The sequence below is a fragment of the Streptomyces sp. S6 genome (genome assembly GCF_054880855.1).
Map to the genome: position 1 here is coordinate 19,882 of NZ_JBTYMC010000027.1, position 19,165 is coordinate 39,046.

The window sequence follows — 19,165 nt, forward strand, 5'->3', positions numbered from 1 at the left end:
AGCGTCTTCATAGACAGATCATGTGAAGGGTTTCAGCCATACGTCAAAGGTGTAAAAGGGGATTCTCACGGAATGAGACAACGACTACGTCACACCGGGTGATCGTCTGCCCTGGAGTTACCATCGCAGGACCGGCACCTGCCCCTTTTCCTCCCCCGGCCGCCCGGAGCCCGTCTCAACATCCGGACGGACCGGCCCGTCCAGACAGATCCTGGAGCTGCTGTCATGACCCTTCTGACCACATGGTCCGAATCCGGCCCCGAGTCCCAGATCCGCCGGACCTCCGACCCCGCGGAGATCGCGGAGGCCCTCAAGCCGCTGGGCGTGCGGTACGAGCAGTGGCCGATCCGCGAGGACGTCCCCTTCGACGCGGACAGCGAGACGGTGTTCGCCGCGTACGGTCCGGAGATCGAGAAGCTGAACGCGCAGGAGGGCTTCACCACGGTCGACGTCCTCGGTCTGCACCCCAGCGACGACCCGGAGTTCCCGGCGAGGGCGAAGGCCGCCCGCGAGAAGTTCCTCCAGGAGCACACGCACGACGACGATGACGAGGTCCGTTTCTTCGTCTCCGGCTCCGGCATCTTCTACCTGCACGTGAACGGCGAGGTCCACGCGGTCTTCTGCGAGAAGGGCGACCTGCTGGGCGTCCCGCGCGGCACGACGCACTGGTTCGACATGGGCACGAACCCGTCGTTCACGGCGATCCGCTTCTTCCACGAGGAGGACGGCTGGATCGGCAACTTCACCGGGTCGACGATCGCCGGGCGCTTCCCGGACTACGACACGATCGCCGCCGGGTACACCGCGTGAGTGCCGGCCACGCCGTGGACGCCGTGGTGCTCGACATCGAGGGCACCACGAGCGCCACGGGGTTCGTCGTCGACGTCCTGTACCCGTACTCGCGCGCCCGCTTCGCGGACCTGCTGTCCCAGCGGGCGGACGAGCCTGAGGTGGCGCGGGCGATCGCGCAGGTGCGGGAGCTGTCCGGTGAGCCGGACGCGGACGCCGCCGCGATCGAGAAGACCCTGAACGCGTGGCTGGACGCCGACCGCAAGGCGACCCCGCTGAAGACCCTCCAGGGCATCGTCTGGGCGGAGGGTTTCGCGCGGGGCGAGTTGGTCTCGCACTTCTACGACGACGTCGTCCCCCGGCTGCGCGCCTGGCACGCGTCCGGGGTCCGGCTGTACGTGTACTCGTCGGGTTCGGTCGCCGCGCAGCGGGCGTGGTTCACCAACAGCCCCGAGGGTGACCTGACTTCACTGGTCTCGGGGTTCTACGACACGGAGAACGCGGGGCCCAAGCAGGACGCGGAGTCGTACCGGCGGATCGCCTCGGCGACCGGCGTCGAGCCGTCGCGTCTCCTCTTCCTCTCCGACCGTCCCGGTGAACTGGACGCCGCCCGCGAGGCCGGCTGGCAGGCCGTCGGGGTCCGGCGGCCCGGGGAGCCGTACTTCGAGCAAGGCGTCGGGGACCATGCGCGGGCAGGGTCGTTCGACGAGATCACCGTTTCCGGGAGCACCGCATGACCGACGGCATCAGCGCGCAGGACCTTCACGAGGCGGGCGCCGTGCTCGCCGCCGAGTCCGCCCGGTTCGCCTCCTTCGGCTGGATGCGCGGGACTTCGGGCAACCTGTCGGTGGTGCTGTCCCGGGAGCCGCTGCGGCTCGCGGTGACGGCGAGCGGGCACGACAAGGGTGAACTGACCCCGGCCGACGTGGTGCTGGTGGACGGGCAGGGGGCCGCGGTGCGGGGCGGGAAGCCGTCCGCCGAGGCCGAACTGCACGCGCGGGTGGCCGCGTTGACGGGTGCGGGGGCGGTCGTCCATGTGCACACCGTGGCGTCCGTGGCGCTCGGGCATCGGCTGCCCGGGGGGATTCCGTTCCGGGACGTCGAGATGCTGAAGGGTGTGGGGCAGCCCGCGCACGACGTGGAGGTCGTGCTGCCGGTCATCGCCAACAGCCAGGACATGAAGGAGTTGGGGGACCGGCTGGAGGAGGCGCGTAATCCGTCGATGCCGGCGGTCGTCGTCGCCGGGCACGGGTTGTACGTGTGGGGGGCGGATCCTCGGCAGGCGCGGCATCACACCGAAGTCGTGGAGTGGCTGCTGGAGTTGGAGCTGACGCGGCGCTGAGCGGTCAGGGAGAAGGGGGGACCGTGTGGTCCCCCCTTTCTTTCGTGACGTGCCGTCTACTTCAGCCGTTCGCCCGGGAGTTCACCCGCCGAGACCTCCAGCACCCCGCGCTCCGTGACGAGTCCGGTGATCAGCCGGCCCGGCGTCACGTCGAACGCCGGGTTGTGGCCGCGCGACTCGGCGGGGGCGGTGCGGATGCCGCCCCACTCCAGCACCTCGTCCTCGCCCCGGAGTTCGATGTGGATGCCGGCTCCGGTGGCCGTGGCGAGGTCGACGGTCGTGGTGGGGGCGGCGACCAGGAACGGGATCCCGGCGTCGGCGCAGGCCAGGGCGACGCCGACGGTGCCGACCTTGTTCGCGGTGTCGCCGTTGGCGGCGATGCGGTCGGCGCCGACGATCGTCGCGTCGACCTCGCCGCGCAGGATGGTGCCGGCGGCGGCGCCGTCCGCCTGGACGTAGTGCGGGATGCCCTCCTGGACCAGCTCCCAGGCGGTGAGCCGCGATCCCTGGAGCAGCGGGCGCGTCTCGTCGGCGTACACGACCTCGACGCGGCCCCGGGCGTGGAGTTCGCGGACGACGCCGAGGGCGGTGCCCCAGCCGGCGGTGGCGAGGGCGCCGGTGTTGCAGTGGGTGAGGATGCGCAGCGGGCGGTCCACGCCGGCCTTCTTGATCAGCCAGTCCGCTCCGTGGACGCCCATCGCGCGGTTCGCCTCGACGTCCTCGCGCTGGACGGCGGCGGCTTCTTCGAGGACCGCGTCGAGGCCCTCGGCGTAGCGGGTCATGACACGGTCGACGCAGACCATCAGGTTGACGGCGGTGGGGCGGGCCTCACGGACGCGGGCGACGGCGTCGAGGATCTGGAGGTCGCTCCAGCCCTCGCGCTCGCCCTGGATGAGGGCGAGGGCGACACCGTAGGCTCCGGCGGCGCCGATCGCGGGGGCGCCGCGCACGACGAGGCGCTTGATCGCGTCGATCAGGGCGTCCACATCGCGGATGTCCACGGTCTCGGTGCGGTGCGGCAGGACGGTCTGGTCGATGAGCGCGAGACCGGTTCCGGTCCAGTCGACGGCACGCAGTTCCTGGGACATAGGGGCTGGCTCCTGGGGTGCTGCCTGGGGGTTTCGGTGTCGGACACCGTACACGGCCTCGGCGAACCACAGTTCGAGACAGTCTGTCGAGTGGCTGAAACCGGGTGGTACAGTCCACAACCAATCCCACTGGCCGAGACGAATCGTGAGATCGGAGGAGACGTGCCCCTGCTCACGAAGCGCCGTTTCCTCGACTTCGGCCGGTGTTGCGGCGACCGCTGTCTCGGCTGAGCCCTTCCCCCACAGCCCCTGAAGCACCCCTCCCGAGCGCTCTCGCGGCCCGGCACCGTCGCCCCCGCGGAGCGCCGCTCGCCATACCCGGAAGGCCCTCCCCGATGCACCGCAGACCCCGCCGCACCCTCCAGCTCACGGCGCTCGCCACCGGCGCCGTCCTCCTGGCCACCGGCTGCAACGCCGCCGCGAAGAAGGACGCCGGCGCCGCCGCCTCCGGTGCCTCGGGGAAGTCGTTCACGCTGATCACCCCGGACGCCGTGGGGCAGAACGACTTCCTGAAGCTGGCGGTGACGGGCGTCGAGGCGGCGGCGAAAACGCACGGTGGCTCGCAGAAGGTGTTCCAGTCCACGGACACGGCGTCTCAGCAGCAGAACGTGCAGGCCGCCGTGGACGCCAAGCCGGACGTCGTCGTCCTGGTCGGCTTCGAGTTCGCGGACGTCGTCGCCCAGCAGGCGCGGAAGAACCCCGGTCAGCAGTTCCTGCTGATCGACGCGTGCACCGCGAAGCCCTTCAAGAACGTGAGCTGCGCGGTGTTCCGGGAGCACGAGGGGGTCTTCCTCGCGGGCGCCGAGGCGGGGCTGCTGAGCAGGTCGGGCAAGGTGGGCGCGGTGGACGTCCTCGACACCCCGCTGTTCCGGCGCTTCAGCGACCCGTTCGCGGCCGGGGCGAAGAAGGTCGCGCCGAAGTCGTCGGCCGGTACGCGGTTCATCGGCGGCCAGTCCCCGTTCAACGACGCGCCGCGCGCGAAGGAGCAGGCGAACACGCTGCTCTCGCAGGGCTACGACCAGGTGATGGCCGCCGCCGCTGCCGGGAACTACGGCGTCTTCGAGGCGGCGAAGGCGAAGGGCGCGTTCGCGTACGGCGTGGACGTCAACCAGTGCCCGTCCTCGCCGGGCACGGTCGTCGACAACGTGATCAAGCGGACGGACATCGCCGTCGAGAAGGGCATCGACTCGGTGCTCGCCGGGAAGACCGGGACGACGGTGTCGTACGGGCTGAAGGAGGGCGGCATCAGCCTCACCGGCCTGGAGGCGGGCGCGGAGTCCTCGCAGTGCGTGATCGCGAAGCACCCGGACGTCCTGACGAAGGTCAAGGCGCTGCGCGACCAGATCGTCGCGGGGACGCTGAGCGTCGATGACCCCGCCGCGCACTGAGGGCGGGGGCGTCGGGGCCGCTGTCGAGCTGCTGGGGATCACGAAACGGTTCCCCGGCACGCTCGCCAACGACTCCGTCGACCTGACCGTCTCGCACGGTGAGATCCATGCGCTGATGGGTGAGAACGGTGCGGGCAAGTCGACGCTCATGTCGGTCCTGTACGGCATGCTGCGGCCGGACGCGGGGACGATCCGGGTCGACGGCCGGGAGGTGTCGTTCACGAGTCCGTCCGACGCGATGGCCGCCGGGCTCGGCATGGTCCACCAGAGCTTCAAGCTGTTCGACTCGCTGACGGTCGCCGAGAACGTCGTGTACGCCGCCGAGCCTCGCCGGTTCGGCCTGGTGGACCGGGCTGCCGCGCGGCGCCGGGTGCGGGAGCTGGCCGAGGAGCACGGGCTCGCGGTCGAACCGGACGCGCGGGTCGGGGAGTTGCCGGTCGGGCTGCGGCAACGCGTGGAGATCCTCAAGCTGTTGCACCGGGGTGCGCGCACGCTGATCCTCGACGAGCCGACGGCCGTGCTCACGCCGGCGGAGGCGGACGCCCTGTTCTCCGTCCTCAAGTCCCTCGCCGCGCAGGGCCGTTCGGTCGTTCTCGTCACGCACAAGCTCCGCGAGGTCCTTGAGGGGTCCGACCGGGTGACGGTGCTGCGGGACGGGCGGGTCGTGTCCCGGCTGGTCACCTCGGAGACGTCCGCCGAGGAGATCGCGGCGGCGATGACGGGGCGCGCGGTGGAGCTGGACCGGGTGCACGCGGCGGGGACGCCGGGTGAGCCGGTGCTGGAGGTGGACGCCCTCTCGTCCGCCGGTGTCCACGATGTGGGCCTCACGGTCCGGGCCGGGGAGATCGTCGGGGTCGCGGGGGTCGCCGGAAACGGGCAGAGCGAGCTGGTCGAGGCGCTGGCCGGGCTGCGGGCGGTCACCGGTGGACGGGTCCGTGTCCAGGGCCGTGACCTCACCCACGCGTCCGCCGCCGAACGCCGGGCCCACGGCCTGGCCTACGTTCCCGAGGACCGGCACGCGGTCGGTACGGCGCCGGCGGCGAGCGTCGCCGAGAACCTGGCGATGGGGCACCACCGGACCTCACTGTCCCGGCGCGGGCTGCTCGCGCCGGGGGCGGTCCGGGAACACGCGCGCACGCTGATCGAGAGGTTCGGGGTGAAGACGGCGTCCGTCACCGCACCGGCCTCCTCCCTGTCCGGCGGCAACCTCCAGAAACTCCTCATCGGACGTGAACTCGCCCATGACGCCCCCTTGTTGCTCGTCGAGCAGCCGACTCGGGGCGTCGACATCGGGGCCGTGCAGAACATCCACGACCAGCTGATCGCCTACCGCGACGCCGGGCACGCGGTGCTGCTGGTGTCCGCCGAGCTGAGCGAGATCAGGGGGCTCGCGGATCGGGTGCTGGTGATGTACGAGGGGCGGATCGTGGGGGCGTACGAGAAGGAAGAGGCGGACGAGAGGGTGCTGGGGATGGCGATGGCGGGGGCGGGTGCAGGCGCCGATGAAGACACGAGCGAAGGTGCGAGCGTGGGCGAAAGTGCAGGCATTTGACATGACCGCCACTCGCACATCCACCCTCCTCCGCTCCCCCGTCACCGCCTCCGTCCTCGCCGGCCTCCTCGTCGGCGCCCTCTTCCTCCTCGGCACCGGCGCCGACCCCCTCACCGCGTACGACGCCGTCCTCACCGGCGCGCTCGGCGCGGACGGCATCGGCCCGACCCTCACCACCGCCACCAGCGTCCTGGGCCTCGCGCTCGCGCTGGCCGTGCCGTTGCGGGCCGGGCTGATCAACCTCGGCGGGGACGGCCAGATGGTGCTGGGCGGGATCACGGCGGCGATGACGGCCCTGCACTCCCCGCTCCCGGCGCCCCTCACCGTCCCCCTCGCCCTCCTCGCCGGCATGGCCACCGGCGCCGGATACGCCGTGCTCGCGGCGCTCTGCGAGAACCGGTTCGGGGTTCCGCTGCTGGTCAGCAGCCTGTTGCTGAGCTACCCGGCGGTGTCGCTGGCGTCGTACCTCGCCCGGTACCCGCTGAAGGAGCCGGGCTCCAGCCTGCCCCAGACGCGGGCGTTCCCGGAGGGGGTCGCGCTGCCCACGTTCGGCGACTCCACGGTCACCGTCGGCCTGGTCCTCGTCGTCCTCGCGGCGGCGGCCTACTGGTTCACCGACCGGCGCACGGCGTTCGGGTACGAGATCCGGATGACGGGTCTCAACTCCCGTTTCTCCGCGTACGCCGGGGTCGAACGGGCGGGCCTGACACTGAAGTTGATGTCGGTGTCGGGGGCGCTCGCCGGACTCGTGGGCGCCATCGGGGTGTTGAGCTTCCCGTACCGGTTCGTGGACGGTTCGCTGACCGCGCCCGGCTACACGTGGACGGGTCTCACGGCGGCGCTGCTCGCGGGCGCGGCCCCGGTCGGCACGCTGATCGCGTCGTTCTTCTTCGCGGTCCTCCAGGTCGGCGGGCTCGCGATGGAGCGGACGACGGAGGTGCCGCGCGAGCTGACGCAGGTGCTCCAGGCGATCGTGATCGTGTTCCTGGCGGCCCGACTCCGGTTCCCGCAAAGGCTGTTCGAGAAGCTGAGGCCGTCCGAGAAGGCCTCGAAGAAGGAGGCCGTCTGATGTTCCTCGACTCCGACCTCCTCATGTCGGCCCTGCGCGCCCTCACCTCCATCCTCCTCGCCGCCCTCGGCGGGGCGCTCTGCGAACGTGCGGGCGTGTTCAACATCGGCCTCGAAGGCATGATGCTGCTGGGCTGTTTCACGGCGGTCGCCACCAGCTGGTTCACCGGCAGCCCCTGGCTCGGTGTCCTCGCGGCGGCTCTCGCGGCGGCGGCGTACTCGCTGGTCCTCGCGGTCGGCGCGATCACGCTGAAGGGCGACGCGGTGGTGCTCGGCATCGCCATGAACCTCCTCGCCGTCGGCCTGACGAGCTTCCTGCTGCGCACGGTCTTCGGTGTGCAGGGCACGTTCAGCGATCCCTCTCTCAACGGCCTTCCCCTGATGGGGGGTTTGAGCCCGCTCGCCTACCTCTCCTGGCTCGCGGTCGGGGTGGCCGCGCTCCTGCTGTCCCGGCATCCGTGGGGGCTGCGGCTGCGCGGGGTGGGTGAATCCGCGGACGCCGCCGCGACGCTCGGGGTCAGTCCGGCGAAGTACCGGTACGGCGCCGTATTGTCGTCCGGTGTGCTGTGCGGACTGGCGGGTGCCCAACTCGCGTTGGGCAACGTCACGTTGTTCACCGAGAACATGACGGCGGGCCGGGGCTGGATCGCGGTGGTCGCGGTGATGCTGGGCCGGGCCCTGCCGGTCGGTGTGCTGCTCGCGGCGCTGCTGTTCGGGCTCGCGGAGGCGGTCGGTTTCCGTCTCCAGGGCGTCGGTCTGCCCCAACAGGCCACCGACGCCGCGCCGTACGTCGTCACGCTCGGCGCCCTGTTCCTGTCGACGGCCCGCCGCCGTCGCCGTACCCCTTCCTCCTCCGGAGCTGTCTCATGACGCAGGACCTCCTGCCGATCACCCGAATTCCCCGTACCGGCCTGCCCGTCGACGCGGTCGTCGTCGGCAACCCGGCGCGCGCGGCGGCCGTCGCCGGGCTGCTCGACGGGGCGGTGGAGGCGTCGTACCACCGTGAGTACCGGGTGTTCAGCGGAAGTTGGAAGGGCCTGCCGGTCGTCGTCGCCTCCCACGGCGTGGGCGCCCCGGGTGCGAACCTCCTCTTCCAGGAGTTGGCGGACGCGGGTGTGCGGACGATCCTGCGGTTCGGTACGGCGGGCGCGATGAAGCCGGGGATCGCGGACGGCGACCTGGTGATCGCCGAGGCGGCGGTCCGTGACGACGGTGTCACCCAGCAGCTCCTGCCGCCGGAGTACCCGGCGTTCGCGTCCCCGGAGGCGGTCCTCGCCCTCCAGCGCGCGGCCCGCGAGACGGGTGCCCCGCACCACCGTGGCGTCGTGTGGACCCGCGCCGCCTTCCAGCCGGGCCACCTCCCCCTGTTCGCGTACACCGGCGTGGGTCTCGCCGCGATCGAGATGGAGCTGTCGGCCCTGCTGGTGACGGCGTCGCTGCGGGGCCTCACGGCGGGCGGCGTCCTCGTCGTGGACGGCGCGAACGCGGACGAGCTGGTCGACGACGAGGGCGCCAGCGTCTACGACCCGCACCGGGACGTCGTCGCCGAAGGTGTCGAGCGGGGTGCCGTGGTCTCGTTGGAGGCGCTGCGGCTGCTGGCGGAGGGCAACTCCCGGTGAGCGTCGACCTGTTGGTGCACGGCGGTGACGTCCTGACGATGGACGACGCCGGAAGTGTCGTGAAGGACGGTGCCGTTGCCGTCCGTGACGGCGAGATCGTCGCCGTCGGCCCCGCCGAGGAGCTGCGACGGCGGTACGAGGCGCGGGAGTTCATCGACGCGTCGGGCTGCCTTGTCCTGCCCGGGTTCGTGAACACCCACACCCACCTCGCGATGACGCTGCTGCGGGGGCGTGCCGACGACGTGACTCTCCAGGGTTTCCTGGAGCGGGTGTTGACGTGGGAGGCGGAGCTGCTGACGCCGCGGAACGTGGCGGCGGCGGTGCGGCTGGCGGTAGCCGAGTCGGTCCGGGCCGGGGTGACGTCGGCGCTGGACATGTACTGGTTCCACGAGGCGGCCGGTCAGGCGGCGCGGGAGGCGGGCTGGCGGCTGCTGACCGGTCCGACGTTCATGGACGTCCCCGAGCCGCCGGACGATCGAGACTTCGCTTCTCGAACCGCCTGGGCCCGCAAGGACCTTGAGGCGTACGACGGGATCCGTCCGACCGTGTTCGCGCACTCCGCGTACACCCTCTCCCCCGAGCAGCTCGTCGACGTGTTCGCGCTGGCGCGGGAGTTCGGGGCGCTGGTGCACATCCACGCGGCGGAGAACGCGGCCGAGGTCGCGACCGTGGAGGTCAAGTACGGGAAACGGCCGGTGGAGTTGCTGGACTCGCTCGGGCTGCTGGGCCCGGACGTGCTGCTCGCGCACGCCGTGGACCTGACCGGCCCGGAGATCGCGGCGCTGGCCCGTACGGGTACGTCGGTCGCGCACTGTCCGGTGTCGAACCTGAAGCTGGGGTGCGGGATCGCGCCGGTGCCGCGGCTGTTGAGTGCCGGGGTGACGGTCGGGCTCGGGACGGACGGGGCCGTCAGCTCCAACTCGCTGGACGTCCTGGGTGCCGTGCGGCAGGCCGCGCTCGTGCACAAGGCGGGCGGTGATCCGACGGCGGTCGGTGCCGAGCAGGCGGTGCGGATGGCGACCGTGGAGGGGGCGCGGGCGCTGGGGCTCGGGGGTCTGCTGGGGTCGTTGGAGGCGGGCAAGCGGGCGGATCTGGTGGTCGTGGAGCTGTCGGGCGCGCATCTGCGTCCGCTGCACGACCCGTGGTCGACGCTGGCGTACGCGGCGCGTGCGGACGACGTGCGGGACACCGTCGTCGACGGGAGGGTGTTGATGCGGGGGCGGGTGCTGACCACGCTGGACGAACGTGCGGTGATCGCGGATCTGGAGTCGCTGATCGGCTGAGCCCCATAATGACCCGAGACATCCGATGTCTTTCGCTCGTCCTTCGCTGTCCCGGGTGTCCGGACCGCGCACGAACTGGGAGGCCGTCATGGCAGTCACCGACGAGGCCATCGAGAAGATCAAGGGGATGATCGTCTCGGGTGCGCTGCGCCCCGGGGACCGGCTGCCCAAGGAGAGCGAACTCGCCGCCGAACTGGGCCTGTCGAGGAACTCCCTGCGGGAGGCGGTGCGGGCGCTGTCGCTGATCCGGATCCTGGACGTGCGCCAGGGCGACGGCACGTACGTGACCAGTCTGGACCCGCAACTCCTGCTGGAGGCGGTGAGTTTCGTCGTCGACTTCCATCGCGACGACACCGTCCTGGAGTTCCTCGCGGTGCGCCGCATCCTGGAGCCGGCGGCGACGGCGATGGCGGCGCTGCGCATCAGCGAGCAGCAACTGGACGCGCTGGGCGCGCAGTTGGACCGGCTGGGCGAGAGGCCGTCGGTGGAGGAGCTGGTCGCGTCCGATCTGGAGTTCCACCGGGGGATCGTGAGCGGCGCCGGGAACTCGGTGCTGTGCTCGCTCCTCGACGGGCTGTCGGGGCCGACGACGCGGGCGCGGATCTGGCGGGGTCTGACGCAGGAGGACGCGGTGGCGCGGACGCTGCACGAGCACCGGGCGATCCTGGCGGCCCTCAAGGACCGGGACGCGGAGGCGGCGCGGTCGTGGGCGACGGTGCACATCGCGAGCGTGGAGCAATGGCTGCGGGAGAGTCTCTGAAACCGGTTTCTGCGCGTTTCCCCTCAAGGGGGTTCGACGGGGTCGGACGGGGCAGTGATCCGTTCACTCCCCCGTGCAGGGGGCTGCGGGCGCTCTTGCCGCACGCCGTAAGGTTGGGTGGTCAGGCGAGGGCACGTCGGAAGGAGGCGCTGGGTGATCGAGCTGGAGGGGGTTCCCGAGCTGATCGACCCAGTCATGGTGGCCGCGTTCGAGGGCTGGAACGATGCCGGCGACGCCGCCTCCACCGCCGTCATGCATCTGGAGCGGGAGTGGAAGGGCGAGGTGTTCGCGGCGCTGGACGCCGAGGACTACTACGACTTCCAGGTGAACCGCCCCACGGTGTTCATGGACGGCGGCGTGCGGAAGATCACGTGGCCGACGACGAGGTTGTCGGTCGTGCGGGTCGGCGGCGACAAGCCGCGTGACCTGGTGCTGGTGCGCGGCATCGAGCCGTCGATGCGCTGGCGTTCTTTCTGCAACGAGTTGCTGGGCTTCGCGCACGAACTGGGTGTGGAGCTGGTGGTGATCCTGGGCGCGCTGCTCGGCGACACCCCGCACACACGTCCGGTACCGATCAGCGGGACGACGTCCGATCCGGATCTGGCACGCCGGATGGACCTGGAGGAGACCAAGTACGAGGGCCCGACGGGCATCGTGGGGGTGTTGCAGGAGGCGTGCACGCACGCGGGTGTCCCGGCGGTGTCGCTGTGGGCGGCCGTCCCGCACTACGTGTCGCAGCCGCCGAACCCGAAGGCGACGCTGGCTCTGCTGAACCGCCTGGAAGACCTGATCGACGTGCGTATCCCGCTCGGTGAACTCGCCGAGGACGCGCGCGCCTGGCAGGTCGGGGTGGATCAGCTCGCGGCCGAGGACAGCGAGGTCGCCGAGTACGTCCAGACCCTGGAGGAGGCCCGCGACACCGCGGAACTCCCCGAGGCGTCCGGCGAGGCGATCGCCCGCGAGTTCGAGCGCTACCTGCGCCGCCGCGACCCGAACGACCCGAACGAGAAGACCCGCCCGCCGAGACCGCCGAAGGCGAGCGGCGGGGACGACGAGGATTCGTCGGAGGACTGAGGGCTCCGAGAGCTCCGAGGGCTCCGAGAGTTCGTGGAAAGGGCAGGGACGCTGATGGGCGTCCCTGCCCTTTTTGCCTGTGCGCTGCCCTTACAGGGCTACGCCGAGGAGCGCGTCCACCGCGCGGGAGACGACGCCGGGGGCGCCGGTGTCGGTGCCGCCGTGCTCCTGCTGGCGGGAGGCCCAGCGGTCGACGGCGTCGAGGGCCGCGGGTGCGTCGAGGTCGTGCGCGAGGGCGTCGCGGATCTCCTCGACGAGGGTCTCCGCCTCGGGGCCGTCGGGCCGGGAGACGGCGGCACGCCAGCGCGCGAGGCGGGCCTCGGCGTCGGTGAGGACCTGGTCGGTCCACTCCCAGTCGGCGCGGTAGTGGTGGGCGAGGAGCGCGAGGCGGATCGCGGCCGGGTCGACGCCGTCGCGGCGCAGCGCCGAGACGAAGACGAGGTTGCCGCGCGACTTGGACATCTTCTCGCCGTCGAGGGCGACCATGCCGGCGTGGACGTACGCCTTGGCCATGGGGAACTCGCCGGTGAGGGCGTGCGCGTGGGAGGCGCCCATCTCGTGGTGCGGGAAGGCGAGGTCGGAGCCGCCGCCCTGCACGTCGAAGCCCATGCCGAGGTGTTCCAGGGCGATGGCGACGCACTCGATGTGCCAGCCGGGCCGGCCGGGGCCGAGGGAGGCGCCGTCCCAGCTGGGCTCGCCCTCGCGGGCGGCCATCCACAGCATCGGGTCGAGGGGGTTCTTCTTGCCCGGCCGGTCGGGGTCGCCGCCGCGCTCGGCGGACAGCAGGCGCATCGCCTCGGCGTCCAGGTTGGACACCTTCCCGAAGTGCGGGTCGGCCTCGACGGAGAAGTAGACGTCGCCTTCGAGTTCGTAGGCGGCGCCCGCGTCCCGCAGGCGTTCGACGAGCGGCACGATGCCGGGTATCGCCTCGACGGCGCCGACGTACTGCTTCGGGGGCAGCATCCGCAGGGCGGTCATGTCCTCGCGGAAGAGGGTGGTCTCCTTCTCGGCGAGCGCGACCCAGTCCACGCCGTCGCGCTCCGCGCGCTCCAGCAGCGGGTCGTCCACGTCGGTGACGTTCTGGACGTAGTGAACCTGCCGCTTGGTGTCGAGCCACACGCGCTGCACGAGGTCGAACGCGTTGTAGGTCGCCGCGTGTCCCATGTGCGTGGCGTCGTACGGCGTGATGCCGCACACGTAGATACGGGCGACGGGACCGGGGTCGAGGGTGACGAGGTCACCGGTCGCGGTGTCGTGGATCCTCAGGTCGCGGCCCTGACCAGGCAGGGCGGGGACCTCGGAAGCGGGCCAGGCATGCATGTCATGAGCGTAACCGGACCGGAGTTCGGTATACGAACCGGAGCGCACTAGATGGCCGACAAGGCGGTCTTGTGCCGGTCGGCCGGGTGTGCGGGGGACTGTCTGTGCGGGGTTGTTCCGTGCGGGGTGCTAGACGGGCGGCCAGGGGATGGCGGGCCACTCTCCGCTCGGCTCCGGATGCTTCCCGGTGGCCAGCAGGGCGTCCACGCGCGCGCGGGTGGCGTCGAGTTCGGCCGGGGTGATGAGCGGCGCGAGCGTCCGGGTGAGGCCGCCGGAGGGCTCCAGGGCGCCTCTGAGGTCCTTGAGGACGGTCTGGGCCTCATCGGTCAGGGGCTCGCCCGCCCAGCCCCACAGGAGCGTACGGAGCTTGTTCTCGGTGTGGAAGGTCACGCCGTGGTCGATGCCGTGGAGGCGGCCGTCGGCGGTGGGCAGGAGGTGGCCGCCCTTGCGGTCGGCGTTGTTGATCACGGCGTCGAGGACGGCGAGGCGGCGCAGCCGGTCGTCGTCGGCGTGCACGAGCAGCGCGGTCTTCCCCTCCCCCACCTCGGCGAAACCGATGGCCTTCCACCCCGGCTCCGGTTCCTGCGCGTCGACCAGGGCGAGGAGTTCGGCCTGAGGGGACACCTCGATCCACAGCTGGACCATGCCCTCGCCGTACGGGCCGTCGCGCAGGACCGTCGGCGGGATCAGCCCCCAGCCGGTCGCGGCGGACACCGCGTAGGCGGCGACCTCGCGCTGGGCGAGGGTGCCGTCGGGGAAGTCCCACAGGGGCCGCTCCCCGGCGACCGGCTTGTACACGCAGGCCGCCTCACGGCCGTCGTGGACGACCGTGCAGTACAGGGCCGCGTTGGAGGCGTCGCCGATGCGTCCGCGCACGGTCAGCTCGCCGCGCGCCAGGAGCAGCGCGTCCGCCGGTTCCACGGTCGTCACGCCCCTCGCCGGTATCCGTTCTGGCGTGGACACACGTGTCCTTCCGGGTCGAGCGGCAGGCTGCACAGGGGGCAGGGCGGACGGCCCGCGTTGACGACGTCCAGGGCGCGTTTGGCGAACGCGCGCGCCTGTGCGCCGGTGAGCCGCACGCGGAGCATCGGGGGGCCGTTCTCCTCGTCCTGGAGGAGCCGTTCCTCCGCCTCGGCGAGGTCTTCCTCGGAGTCCGCGTCCAGTTCGACGAGAGCCTGGGCCTCGACGATCATCCGCTGTTCGTCGCCGTCCCAGGCGAGGGCCATGGTGCCGACCCGGAACTCCTCCTCGACGGGTGAGTCGAGGGGGCGGGTGTCGGAGTTCTCGGCGGGGGCGACGGCGGGTACGGCGGCGTTTCCGCCGCTGCGGCGCACGACCTCGTCCAGCAGTTCGTCCATGCGCTCGGCGAGCGCGGCGACCTGGGTCTTCTCCAGCGCGACACTGGTCACCCGGGAGCCGGCGACGGCCTGGAGGAAGAAGGTACGGCGTCCGGGCAGTCCGACCGTGCCGGCCACGAAGCGGTCCGGCGGGTCGTAGAGGAACACCTGACGGGACACGTCCTGTCTCCAGTAAGAGTCGTGAGTTCGGATACGTCCACGCACGCGGGCGCGCGCTGTGCGGACCGCTTCACCCTACTGCGGGCGACGATCACGGTGCGCCAGCACCGCCCCCCACCGTCGCGTGCCCGGTGGGCGGTTCCTCGCGCGGGGCCAGTGAGGTGAGGTCCCCGGTGTCACCGAGGCGCACCAGGAAGGGGCGCAGCCGGGTGTAGCGGATCGCCGTCACGGAGCAGGGTTCCACGGAGATGCGCTGGAACAGGTCGAGGTGCAGGCCGAGGGCGTCGGCGACGAGCGCCTTGATGATGTCGCCGTGCGAGCACATGAGATAGACGGCGTTCTCGCCGTGGTCGCGCTCCACGCGCGCGTTCCACTCGCGGACGGCCTCCGCGGCGCGCGTCTGCATCGACCGCATCGACTCCCCGCCGGGGAACGCCGCGGCCGAGGGGTGCGCCTGGACGACCTCCATCAGCGGGTCACCGCTCAGCTCGGCGAGCTTGCGTCCGCTCCAGTCGCCGTAGTGCGCCTCGCCGATACGGTCGTCGGTGTGCGCGGTGAGGCCGCGGGCCTCCAGGAGGGGGCGCAGGGTCTCCTGGCAGCGCTCCAGGGGGCTCGTGACGATCTCCGCTATCGGGAGTCCTTCGAGGCGTTGTGGGAGGGCTGCCGCTTGTGCTGTGCCGCGGTCGTCCAGGGTTACGCCGGGGGTCCAGCCGGCGAGGACTCCGGAGGTGTTGGCGGTTGATCGGCCGTGGCGGAGGAGGATGAGGGTGGGCATGGGGTCAGGGTAGGGGGAAGGGGGGTTGGAGGGCGGGGCTGTGACATTTGCTCTCTCGCCTGCGGGGCGCCTATGTCGGTGTCGAGGACACGAACGTGCTCAGCGTAACCATGCCCCCACTGTCCCCGTTGTTCCTCACAGCCGGCCGTGGCGGGGAAGACCCCCGAGCCCCCACCACGGCCGCAGAACTCTCCGACGGCCGGCCGGGAACCCGGGGTGCCGTGGCTACGCCAGCCCCGCCAGTTCCAACGCCTCCGCGCCCGCCCGCAGGGCCGCGAGGCGTTCGTCGAGGGTGAAGCCGGCGGGGGCGAGGGTGAGGGTGGTGACGCCGACGGCGGCGTAGGACTTCACGCGGTCGGCGATGCGGTGCACGGAGCCGAGGAGGGAGGTCTTGTCGATGAGGTCGTGGGGAACGGCCGCCGCCGCGCCGGTCTTGTCGCCCGCGAGGTACTTGTCCTGGATGTCGGCGGCCTCGGCCTCGTAGCCCATGCGCTGGGCGAGCTGGTTGTAGAAGTTCTGCTTGCGGCTGCCCATGCCGCCGACGTACAGCGCGGTGTACGGCCGGAAGGTGTCCGCGAGTTTCTCGACGTCCTTGTCGTCGCCGAGGGCGAGCGGCAGGGTCGGGCAGACGTCGAAGCCGTCGAGACCGAGTCCCGCTTTTTCGCGTCCCGCGCGGATGTGCTTGAGGGCGGTGTCCTCAAGGTGCTCGGCGGAGGGGAAGATCAGGAGGGCACCGTCGGCGATCTCGCCGGTCTGTTCGAGGTTCTTGGGGCCGATCGCGGCGATGTACAGCGGGATGTGCTCGCGCTCCGGGTGCACCGTCAGCTTGATCGGCTTGCCGGGACCGCCCGGCAGCGGCAGCGTCCAGTGTTCCCCCTCGAACGACAGCCGCTCGCGCGTCATCGCCTTGCGGACGATCTCGACGTACTCGCGCGTGCGCGACAGGGGCTTGTCGAACTTGACGCCGTACCAGCCCTCGGAGACCTGCGGTCCGGAGACCCCGAGGCCGAGCCGGAAACGCCCGCCGGAGAGGGAGTCCAGGGTGGCGGCGGTCATCGCGGTCATCGCGGGCTGCCGGGCCGGGATCTGGAAGATGGCCGACCCGACGTCGATCCGCTCGGTCTTGGCGGCGACCCAGGTCAGCACGGTCGCCGCGTCCGAACCGTACGCCTCGGCCGCCCAGCACACGGCGTAGCCGAGCCGGTCGGCCTCCTGTGCCACGGCGAGGTTGTCCCCGTCCATCCCAGCACCCCAGTAGCCGAGGTTGATCCCGAGCTGCATTGGCCGCATCCCCTTACCGATCAGTAACGTCCCTTGCGGACAGACCATAGCGCGCGCCCTCCGGCGGCCGGGAGTGCCGCCCCCACGATCCGCAACCTGCGGATTCGGTTATCCACAGGCCACCCACCGCCCGGTTATGGCCAGTAATCTCGGCGTTCATGGAGCAGAGGCATCTCGGCCGCACCGGCCTGCGCGTGTCCCGTATCGGGCTCGGCACCCTGACCTGGGGCCGTGACACGGACGAGCACGACGCGGCGGACCTCTTGAAGACGTTCTGGGAAGCGGGCGGCACCCTCGTCGACACGGCTGACGTGTACGGCGACGGCGACGCCGAGTACCTCCTGGGCCGCCTCATAGAGGGCCTGGTCCCGCGCCGGGACCTGATCATCGCGACGAAGGCGGGCAGCGTCCCCGACCCCGACCGCCGTTTCGACGGCTCACGCGGCCATCTGCTGGCCGCGCTGGACGCCTCGCTGGCCCGTCTCGGCACGGACTACGTGGACGTGTGGCACATCCACGCGTACGACCCCCACACGCCGATGGAGGAGACCCTCCAGGCCCTCGACATCGCCGTCTCCAGCGGGCGCGCGCGGTACGCGGGTGTCTCCAACTTCTGCGGCTGGCAGATCGCCAAGGCGGCCACCTGGCAGCTCGCCGCGCCCGGCACGCGTACGCGCCTGTCGAGCACGCAGATGGAGTACTCCCTCCTCCAGCGCGGCGTCGAACGCGAGGTGCTGCCCGCCGCGATCGACCTCGGCATCGGGCTGCTGCCCTCCTCCCCGCTCGGCCGCGGCGTCCTCACCGGCAAGTACCGCGGCGACGGTCTCCCGCCCGACTCCCGCGCCGCCTCCGACCACTTCGCCCCCTTCGTCGAGCCCTACCTCGACGACACCGCGAGCCGCATCGTCGACGCGGTCACCACCGCTGCGGACGGCCTCGCCGTCACCCCGCTCCACGTCGCCCTCGCCTGGGTCCGCGACCGGCCCGGCGTCGCCGCACCCATCCTCGGCCCGCGCAACGCGCAGCAGCTCAGCGCCGCATTGTCAGTGGAGGCCCTTACGCTTCCAGACGAGATCTGCCGGGCCCTCGACGACGTGTCGGCGCCCGTGCACCGCTATCCCGATCACGACTGGAGCACGCTGTGAGCACGGACCCGGAGACCACGGAGACCGGATCGCCGGGGGCACCGGAAGGGGGCACGGGCGGTTCCAACACCGGGGAAGCGGGGGTTGCCGGGGGTGGGGGTGGTTCGACGAACGGGCCGGCTGCCTCGGGGGGCGGCGAGAGTGCCGCCGGGAGCGAAGAGGTCAGGGAGCCGAGCGAGGCCGGATCAGGTGAACCCGCCGAGGCCGGAAGTGACGCGAGCTCGGAGGGCGAGGGGGCTGCGGAGGGCTCCGGCGGGGGTGGGAGCGGCTCGGTGGAAGGAGCGGTGGAGCGGGCTGCCGGGGGGAATGCCGCCGCCGTCGGGGATACGGGGGATGCCGGCGCCGGGGAACCCGCCGAGACCGAGGGTGACGCGAGCGCCGGTGCCGAAGGGTCGGTGGACGAATCCGGTGGGGGCGAGACGGCCGACGAGGCTCAAAAGGGTGAAGGCGAGGCGGCGGCCCCCGAGCTCACCGAGGCCCAGGCCGAGCTCGCCGCGCAGAAGGTAGAGCGGGAGCGGATCGCCCGGCGCAAGGCGGAGAAGGGCGGGCCGATCTCCAGCGGGGGGAAGCTGAGTGGCACCGCGGCCGACCTCCTCGCCGCCGTACGGGCGGTGGAAGGCGGGGCGAAGCCGTCGGCGGTGTACACGCCCCCCGCGCGCGGGACTGCCGATTCCGGGCGACGTCCTGAGACGGAAGCACCGAACACGGCCGCCGCGTCGACCGCCGGGGACGGTGACGCCGCAGGCGGGTACGAGTCCCCCGCAACCGCCGAAAGCACTGGCGGGCCCGACACCGCCGCGTCCGGCGCCCACAACCGGCTCAGCGAGCCCTCCGGGCTCGCGGAGAGCGACCTGAAAGCTGCCCGTGCTACCAGCGGGCCCGGCGTCTCCGGCGAGCCCCATGTCCCCGGCCCCCTCGGGCTCCCCGCACAACCCCTCGGCACCCCCTCCCCCGAGGTCATCGACTCCGTCCGCATCGTCCTCGCCCGAGGCACCGCCCCCGAAGCCCTGGCCCCTCAAGTCGCGGAGGCCCTCGGAGAGACCGCGGCCGGGCTTCTCCGCGACGACCCCTGGCAGTTGCTCAGGATCGCGGGGGTGCGGCCCGAGCAGGCCGACGGGTTCGCGCGGGCGCTGCTCGGGGCCGAGTGCGGGCCGGCGGACGAGC

18 protein-coding genes and 1 pseudogene are annotated in these 19,165 nt (G+C 71.8%); 13 read left to right on the top strand and 6 right to left on the bottom strand.

All coding sequences use genetic code 11. From position 1 onward, the window contains the following. Window positions 1-225 precede the first annotated feature (225 nt). The 3 genes from ACVNF4_RS06340 to mtnB are packed head-to-tail and all read left to right on the top strand — an operon-like array spanning window position 226 to window position 2,131. Entirely contained in the window at window positions 226-810 is a 585-nt protein-coding gene (locus ACVNF4_RS06340; RefSeq protein ID WP_461801676.1) for a 1,2-dihydroxy-3-keto-5-methylthiopentene dioxygenase, read from the top strand. Continuing rightward, a complete protein-coding gene (gene mtnC / locus ACVNF4_RS06345) occupies window positions 807-1,526 on the top strand; it encodes an acireductone synthase (RefSeq protein WP_461801677.1) in 720 nt (239 codons plus the stop codon). Before ACVNF4_RS06340 ends, mtnC begins: the two co-directional genes overlap by 4 nt. Then, window positions 1,523-2,131, top strand: coding sequence for a methylthioribulose 1-phosphate dehydratase (gene mtnB / locus ACVNF4_RS06350; protein WP_461801678.1), 609 nt, complete (start codon window positions 1,523-1,525; stop codon window positions 2,129-2,131). The genes mtnC and mtnB overlap by 4 nt, the downstream gene beginning before the upstream one ends. A 56-nt stretch (window positions 2,132-2,187) precedes the next feature. Here the strand turns inward: mtnB and mtnA are convergent, their stop codons facing one another. Further along, window positions 2,188-3,219, bottom strand: coding sequence for an S-methyl-5-thioribose-1-phosphate isomerase (gene mtnA / locus ACVNF4_RS06355; protein WP_461801679.1), 1,032 nt, complete (start codon window positions 3,217-3,219; stop codon window positions 2,188-2,190). Window positions 3,220-3,554: 335 nt separating this feature from the next. Between mtnA and ACVNF4_RS06360 the strand changes: the two genes are divergently transcribed. The 8 genes from ACVNF4_RS06360 (at window position 3,555) to ACVNF4_RS06395 (ending at window position 11,963) form a co-directional block, all read left to right on the top strand. After that, a complete protein-coding gene (locus ACVNF4_RS06360; RefSeq protein ID WP_461801680.1) occupies window positions 3,555-4,607 on the top strand; it encodes a BMP family ABC transporter substrate-binding protein in 1,053 nt (350 codons plus the stop codon). Then, window positions 4,588-6,159 (top strand): ABC transporter ATP-binding protein, encoded by a 1,572-nt coding sequence (locus ACVNF4_RS06365; protein ID WP_461801681.1) that lies wholly within the window; start codon window positions 4,588-4,590, stop codon window positions 6,157-6,159. Before ACVNF4_RS06360 ends, ACVNF4_RS06365 begins: the two co-directional genes overlap by 20 nt. A gap of 1 nt (window position 6,160) precedes the next feature. Beyond that, on the top strand, window positions 6,161-7,228 hold the full coding sequence (locus ACVNF4_RS06370; RefSeq protein WP_461801682.1) for an ABC transporter permease: 1,068 nt from the start codon (window positions 6,161-6,163) through the stop codon (window positions 7,226-7,228). Then, window positions 7,228-8,097, top strand: a complete 870-nt coding sequence (locus ACVNF4_RS06375) for an ABC transporter permease (protein WP_461801683.1) — start codon at window positions 7,228-7,230, stop codon at window positions 8,095-8,097. Before ACVNF4_RS06370 ends, ACVNF4_RS06375 begins: the two co-directional genes overlap by 1 nt. Further along, a complete protein-coding gene (locus tag ACVNF4_RS06380) occupies window positions 8,094-8,846 on the top strand; it encodes a nucleoside phosphorylase (RefSeq protein ID WP_461801684.1) in 753 nt (250 codons plus the stop codon). The genes ACVNF4_RS06375 and ACVNF4_RS06380 overlap by 4 nt, the downstream gene beginning before the upstream one ends. Beyond that, window positions 8,843-10,129: an amidohydrolase gene (locus tag ACVNF4_RS06385; protein WP_461801685.1), complete on the top strand. Its 1,287-nt coding sequence runs from the start codon at window positions 8,843-8,845 to the stop codon at window positions 10,127-10,129. The genes ACVNF4_RS06380 and ACVNF4_RS06385 overlap by 4 nt, the downstream gene beginning before the upstream one ends. Before the next feature lie 88 nt (window positions 10,130-10,217). Then, entirely contained in the window at window positions 10,218-10,889 is a 672-nt protein-coding gene (locus ACVNF4_RS06390) for a FadR/GntR family transcriptional regulator (RefSeq protein WP_461801686.1), read from the top strand. A 153-nt stretch (window positions 10,890-11,042) separates the two neighbouring features. Continuing rightward, window positions 11,043-11,963, top strand: a complete 921-nt coding sequence (locus tag ACVNF4_RS06395; protein ID WP_461801687.1) for a PAC2 family protein — start codon at window positions 11,043-11,045, stop codon at window positions 11,961-11,963. Between the two features lie 90 nt (window positions 11,964-12,053). Here ACVNF4_RS06395 and mshC read toward each other — a convergent pair whose 3' ends face one another. The 5 genes from mshC to ACVNF4_RS06420 form a co-directional block, all read right to left on the bottom strand. Continuing rightward, window positions 12,054-13,283 (bottom strand): cysteine--1-D-myo-inosityl 2-amino-2-deoxy-alpha-D-glucopyranoside ligase, encoded by a 1,230-nt coding sequence (gene mshC / locus ACVNF4_RS06400; protein ID WP_461801688.1) that lies wholly within the window; start codon window positions 13,281-13,283, stop codon window positions 12,054-12,056. A gap of 129 nt (window positions 13,284-13,412) precedes the next feature. After that, window positions 13,413-14,246 (bottom strand): SCO1664 family protein, encoded by an 834-nt coding sequence (locus tag ACVNF4_RS06405; RefSeq protein ID WP_461801689.1) that lies wholly within the window; start codon window positions 14,244-14,246, stop codon window positions 13,413-13,415. Further along, window positions 14,210-14,800: a DUF3090 domain-containing protein gene (locus ACVNF4_RS06410; protein WP_461801690.1), complete on the bottom strand. Its 591-nt coding sequence runs from the start codon at window positions 14,798-14,800 to the stop codon at window positions 14,210-14,212. Before ACVNF4_RS06410 ends, ACVNF4_RS06405 begins: the two co-directional genes overlap by 37 nt. Window positions 14,801-14,891: 91 nt before the next feature. Further along, window positions 14,892-15,575: a histidine phosphatase family protein gene (locus tag ACVNF4_RS06415; protein WP_461801691.1), complete on the bottom strand. Its 684-nt coding sequence runs from the start codon at window positions 15,573-15,575 to the stop codon at window positions 14,892-14,894. A 225-nt stretch (window positions 15,576-15,800) separates the two neighbouring features. Further along, entirely contained in the window at window positions 15,801-16,856 is a 1,056-nt protein-coding gene (locus ACVNF4_RS06420; protein WP_461801692.1) for an LLM class F420-dependent oxidoreductase, read from the bottom strand. A gap of 158 nt (window positions 16,857-17,014) precedes the next feature. On the opposite strand from ACVNF4_RS06420, the gene ACVNF4_RS06425 reads away from it, so the two are divergent. Together ACVNF4_RS06425 and ACVNF4_RS06430 are read left to right on the top strand one after the other, a co-directional pair. Then, window positions 17,015-18,001 (top strand): aldo/keto reductase, encoded by a 987-nt coding sequence (locus ACVNF4_RS06425; RefSeq protein ID WP_461801693.1) that lies wholly within the window; start codon window positions 17,015-17,017, stop codon window positions 17,999-18,001. Continuing rightward, a pseudogene (locus tag ACVNF4_RS06430) lies at window positions 17,998-19,165 on the top strand (hypothetical protein); the annotation flags it as partial. The gene ACVNF4_RS06425 and the pseudogene ACVNF4_RS06430, both read left to right, overlap by 4 nt.

Excerpts from the sequence above, each read along its gene's own strand:
- ACVNF4_RS06365 (WP_461801681.1), top strand. The coding sequence starts at position 4,588 with ATGACCCCGCCGCGCACTGAGGGCGGGGGCGTCGGGGCCGCTGTCGAG.
- ACVNF4_RS06340 (WP_461801676.1), top strand. The coding sequence starts at position 226 with ATGACCCTTCTGACCACATGGTCCGAATCCGGCCCCGAGTCCCAGATC.
- ACVNF4_RS06420 (WP_461801692.1), bottom strand. The coding sequence starts at position 16,856 with ATGCAGCTCGGGATCAACCTCGGCTACTGGGGTGCTGGGATGGACGGG.
- ACVNF4_RS06415 (WP_461801691.1), bottom strand. The coding sequence starts at position 15,575 with ATGCCCACCCTCATCCTCCTCCGCCACGGCCGATCAACCGCCAACACC.
- ACVNF4_RS06360 (WP_461801680.1), top strand. The coding sequence starts at position 3,555 with ATGCACCGCAGACCCCGCCGCACCCTCCAGCTCACGGCGCTCGCCACC.
- mtnA (WP_461801679.1), bottom strand. The coding sequence starts at position 3,219 with ATGTCCCAGGAACTGCGTGCCGTCGACTGGACCGGAACCGGTCTCGCG.
- ACVNF4_RS06370 (WP_461801682.1), top strand. The coding sequence starts at position 6,161 with ATGACCGCCACTCGCACATCCACCCTCCTCCGCTCCCCCGTCACCGCC.
- ACVNF4_RS06390 (WP_461801686.1), top strand. The coding sequence starts at position 10,218 with ATGGCAGTCACCGACGAGGCCATCGAGAAGATCAAGGGGATGATCGTC.
- ACVNF4_RS06380 (WP_461801684.1), top strand. The coding sequence starts at position 8,094 with ATGACGCAGGACCTCCTGCCGATCACCCGAATTCCCCGTACCGGCCTG.
- ACVNF4_RS06425 (WP_461801693.1), top strand. The coding sequence starts at position 17,015 with ATGGAGCAGAGGCATCTCGGCCGCACCGGCCTGCGCGTGTCCCGTATC.
- mtnB (WP_461801678.1), top strand. The coding sequence starts at position 1,523 with ATGACCGACGGCATCAGCGCGCAGGACCTTCACGAGGCGGGCGCCGTG.
- mshC (WP_461801688.1), bottom strand. The coding sequence starts at position 13,283 with ATGCATGCCTGGCCCGCTTCCGAGGTCCCCGCCCTGCCTGGTCAGGGC.
- ACVNF4_RS06375 (WP_461801683.1), top strand. The coding sequence starts at position 7,228 with ATGTTCCTCGACTCCGACCTCCTCATGTCGGCCCTGCGCGCCCTCACC.